This window comes from Ruminococcus difficilis, assembly GCF_016680995.1.
In genome coordinates, this window is record NZ_JAEQMG010000177.1 from 1 (window position 1) to 4,933 (window position 4,933).

The following is a 4,933-nucleotide window of genomic DNA, read 5'->3' on the forward strand; positions in this document are numbered from 1 at the left end:
TATGCTGCGCGCATCTTTTGAGAGAACTGAACGGGATAATAGAGAATCATCCGGAGCAAGTTTGGGCAGGCAAGTTCAAAAAGCTGCTTTTGCGAATGAAAAAAGCAAAAGATAAGGCGGTAGCAGCGGGAAAAGAAGCGCTCAGCATGTTCACGATTCAAAATTATAAGCGTGAATATAACAACATCATAAAAGACGCTTATGGTGAGAATCCCGAACCTGTTAAGCCCAAGAAAAAGCGCGGCAGAGTGAAACGCGGTAAAATTCTCGCGCTCATCGATAGGCTTCAAAAATACAAGGGAGCAGTCTGCCTGTTTTTAGAAAAACTCGGTGTTCCGTTCGACAACAATCAAGCTGAGCGCGACATCAGAAACATCAAAACCAAGACCAAGGTCTGCGGTTGTTTCAGAAGCAGAACCGGCGCAGAGGAATATTTGGGCTTAATGTCATTCATCAGCACCGCCCGCAAAAACGGACTCGATTCCTATCATGCGGTTAAGATGGCTTTGTCATGTCAAACCGATCAGATCTTTGTGGGGTGGCTCTGAATAGTTACTAAATAATTACCTTTTTCATTACAATTCCCTCGTTCAAAAATAAAAAGTCTACAGGTAACCCATGCGGCAGTTTTTCGGTCAAAGCCGCACTTTGGTCGAATTACGGAGACTTAAACTCCATGCTTCTAAAACCCAAATCGTAGGATTCAAACCCGTTCACCTTCACACAGATTTGGCGTTTTGGTGAAAATAAAAGCAGAAACCGATAAAGTTCAAGACCGTTTCCCTTTTATTTCAAAAAGCAGTAACACTTGCCTTAAGTTACCCACTATGTATTGACAAAATAAGAAGTTCTTCCTACCAATTACAAACAACTTAATACTGCGCTAAGCAGAGCGGATTTCAGACCCGCGTATCTGCCACAGACGCGAACAGATTCGGGGGCGCGTAGTAATTTATGCGACGGCGAAATGCTTTATGTAAAGCTTCATTTCAGAGCATCTCGGATCCACTTTCATGGTATAAGGAGCAGACCTCTTGGAAACGAAATGGATAATCTTCTCTACAGACACCTCAACTACGGGAACTTGTTATGCGATGGGTTTGCTCTCTGCAGCGTCCAAAGAAACACCCTTTTCGCTGAACAGTTTATTAATAAAAATGTTCCTTAACCCTATTGATACTTTTACATTTTAAGCAAACCCAACAACCTGATTCCGAATTAAAATTCTTTTGCTCATTAAGATGATCACCACAAACGGCACAATACCATTCTCTTTTTGCGCGGATTTGAGTTCCACAATAATTACACCAATATGGTTTGTCAATTAACCTAACACCACAATTACGGCAAAAACTTGGAAAAACATTCTTATCAACATTTGACTGATTTGTATTATTGGTGTTTGAAGAGTATTTAACTGTGTTTTTATTTGTATTTGAGCTCTCCGATCTATCGCACTCAAAATCGTCGTCAAAACTTTCTAATTTTTCTATAAGCTGTTTACTTAGATAATCTGCAAATGCAGTTGGTAAATTTGAATCCTCGTTTTCGTTCTCTAACCAGTATCTTCCTGTTATATGCCCATAATCATTAAAATCAATAACAGCATTATAACTCGAAAGACCGCTTTGTGAATAATATTCAAGATAAATAACAGCTCCGTCTATTCTGGTAACCTTCAAACGTCTAAAGCGTTTTGAAGATCTTTTTACTATTCTTGAAAAAGCATTCTCACTAATACCATCCACAAAATGGCAAGGGGTATTTTTCCTTCTTTCTTCTTCGGCTTGTTCTTGTAATCTGCGTTGTTTATTTCTTTTTGTAGCTTTAATCATTGCACCAATTCCAACAGCAGTTGCTCCGCCTATAAAAGTTTTAACAAAAAAGGAAGCTAAGCCCACTACATTCCCTCCTTGATGCTAACCAATAGATATTGCCGATGTGTTATTATTTGATTATATCAGTCAATACTTTTATCCTAAATTCTCCTCGAAGTTTTCAACCTGCTCCATTACTTTACGGAAAACTTCTGGGCTATATTGTGGAGGATAACCGTTTTTCACAAGACAGATTTTAATATCAAATTTGAGCTGATCACGGACGATTTGATTATTGAGCCAGTCTGCAAATGATGACTTAGTATCAATGATCTCTTTTATCTTTTTGGCGAGATTCTTGCATTTCTCATTTACAATAACGCCGTTTATGTTTTTATCTTCTCCGTATTCAAAATTATAGCTATCACGTAAAGCCATCAAAATATCATAGAATGCCTTTTCCTCAAAAGTAAGTCCAACATTACGGAAGCTGTCTCGGTCAGTTTTCATATCTTTGAGAATCTGCAAAGCCTGTTCGGTTGCTTCCCTGATAATCTCCTCCGATGCTTCTTCCTGCGCTTCTCCTGCCTCATCTGCGGTGAGATGCTTTCGGCGTTCGTGATATTGCTCAATGGTTTTCTCCAACATTTCTTGGAATTTCTTTGCTGCCATTTGATTCGTTTTGCCGTATTCCGTGATTTGTTTACGAAGCATCTTAATTAGCAGTTCAAGCTTGGACGCAGGCATTTTTACGTTTGCAAGAGATTCATAGTATTCCGGGCTGAAAATATCTTCCTGATCGCCTTCTTCAAGGACACTTTCAACTTTATTATACTTCAATGCTTCCTCAACCATCTTTGATACGCGCCGATTCATCGTTTCTGTATCAAGTTCGGTTGTACCGCCCATCTTCCTAACAAATCCGGCAATAGCCATAAAGCACTGTGCTAACGCAGATTCTTCATCACTCAATTCACCGGACGGCTGACAAATATCATAAGCAGAGCGCATACGTCTGACAGTTTTTAAGAAGTATGTTTTGAAGGATACTTTTTTAACTTCTTTTCCGCCTTTAGCTTCTGTGTTTAGCTTTTGCGTTGAAATAAAAACGTACTCGGCAGCTTTTGCCAATAATCTGTATCGTTCCGCAGGATCACCTTTTGGATCTAAAAACGGGCTTAAATCATACCCGATAAACAGGTCTTCAAGAATCGACATCTCTTCTCTGAAAATCTCAGTAGCCTGTTTAATGTCGTCCACAGAAGGCGCAACAGAATGATTGCCGCCGTACATCTTAACGGCTTCACGCATATTGTCACGAATGCCGATATAGTCAATAATAATACCAAAGTCTTTACCGGGATACTTGCGATTAACGCGGCTGATGGTTTGAATCAAAAGATGCTTTTGCAAGGGCTTGTCATTGTACATATATGTAAGCGACGGAACATCAAAACCCGTAATCCACATATCAACAACGATAACAATACGGAAGTTAGATTTGTCCTGCTTAAAGGCAGCGTCTAATTTCTCAGAACGTTTAGCGTTCTTTACACCGCCCAAATAATCATACATTTCTTGTTCGTCGTTCTTGCCGACGCTGGCAACCATTGCCATACAAGGCATCTCTTTCAATTCACGAAGTTCTTCTGCGGTTGCCGTGACTCCGTCGGGCGTCTTTTTCTCAATAAACCATTCGGGATATTTGTCTTGGAATATTTTCAGCAATTTATATGCAATCGGTCTGCTGGAGCAAACTACCATTGCTTTTTGAACCCTGTCGGGATCATTCGCACAGGCTGCAACATAGTGGTCGTGAATATCCACCGCAAGGCGTTCCAAGCGTTCCGGCTCATCAAGGATTTTTTCCATAGAGGACATTGCTTTTTTACTTGCTTCAATATCCTCTTTTGTTGCGCCTGAATCAGCGCATTTTTTATAGTATTCCTCAATCAGCTTTACTTGTTTTTCGTCCAAAAGCACCTTTGCAATACGAGGATGGTATTTAATGGATACAGTCAATCCGTCGGCGACAGCCTGATCCATTGTGTAACGGTCAATTTCATCACCGAAGGTTTGATAGGTTTCTGCAATCGGCGTACCTGTAAAGCCGACAAAGGTAGCGCACGGGAAGGCTTCACGCAATACTTTTGCATACGGCTTTGATACCATTGCCTTCATATTGTCGTCGGCATCCTTGCTGAACTGAATCTTCTTAGAATGTTCGAGCTGGGTTCTGTGTGCTTCGTCAGAGAAACAAATAATATTGTTACGGTCATTGATTAACCCGATTTTGTCATCTTCTCTGTCACAGAATTTTTGAATTGTACAGATATAGAAACCTCCGCTCTGACGAGCGCCAAGCTCTTGCCTTAAATCTTTTCGGGTAGAGACGACCTTGACTTCGCCGAGGTTCAGGAACTCTTCACTCTTGGTAAAAAGCTTTGCTCCTTGTTTTTGCAGCTCCTCACGGTCAACGATCATAACAATGGTAGGAGAACCGATTTCGGGTACATCCGTGCAGCGCAATGCTAACTGACGTGACAAAAACGCCATTGTATAGGTCTTGCCGCAACCGGTTGCGCCGAAATATGTACCGCCTTTTCCGCTTTTCTCTTTAACTGATTTTATAATGCTCTGCTTTAATAAGCGTGCGGCGAAAAACTGCGGATAACGGCATACGATCTCACGCTCATCACTGTCGTACTTGCTGTCTTGAAAATAGATATAATCACGGAATATTTCAAGGAATCTTTCAGGGCTGTAAACACCCTTAATCATAGACTGCACTTCGTCAAAAGGCAGTGAAGAAACCTTATCGCCGTCATTCACACGACGCCAGGCATAAAAGTGCTCATACGGCGTGCGTACAGTGCCGAGTCGGGTGTTCACTCCATCCGAAATACAGGCTAATGGGCAAAAGTGCAGCAAATGCGGAATATCACGCCAATAGCGATAATAAATCTGCTCCCACGCGTCATAGATTTTTGCGTGAGCGTCCGCAGGATTCTTTAATTCAATAATGCACAAGGGTATTCCGTTTACATATAGGAGCAAATCGGGACGGCGGTTTTGCACTTGTCCGTTGTTGGTGTATTCCACAACAAACTGATTAA

Annotated in this window: 3 protein-coding genes; 1 reads left to right on the forward strand and 2 read right to left on the reverse strand. The window is 41.2% G+C overall.

The window, feature by feature from the left end:
- Window positions 1-548 (forward strand): IS66 family transposase (locus JKK62_RS15905; protein WP_201428776.1); only part of this gene is annotated, 548 nt, incomplete at its 5' end.
- Window positions 549-1,148: 600 nt separating this feature from the next.
- Here JKK62_RS15905 and JKK62_RS15910 read toward each other — a convergent pair.
- Window positions 1,149-1,901, reverse strand: coding sequence for a hypothetical protein (locus JKK62_RS15910; protein ID WP_201428777.1), 753 nt, complete (start codon window positions 1,899-1,901; stop codon window positions 1,149-1,151).
- Window positions 1,902-1,973: 72 nt separating this feature from the next.
- A complete protein-coding gene (locus tag JKK62_RS15915) occupies window positions 1,974-4,919 on the reverse strand; it encodes a type I restriction endonuclease subunit R (protein ID WP_366503363.1) in 2,946 nt (981 codons plus the stop codon).
- Window positions 4,920-4,933: the final 14 nt, after the last annotated feature.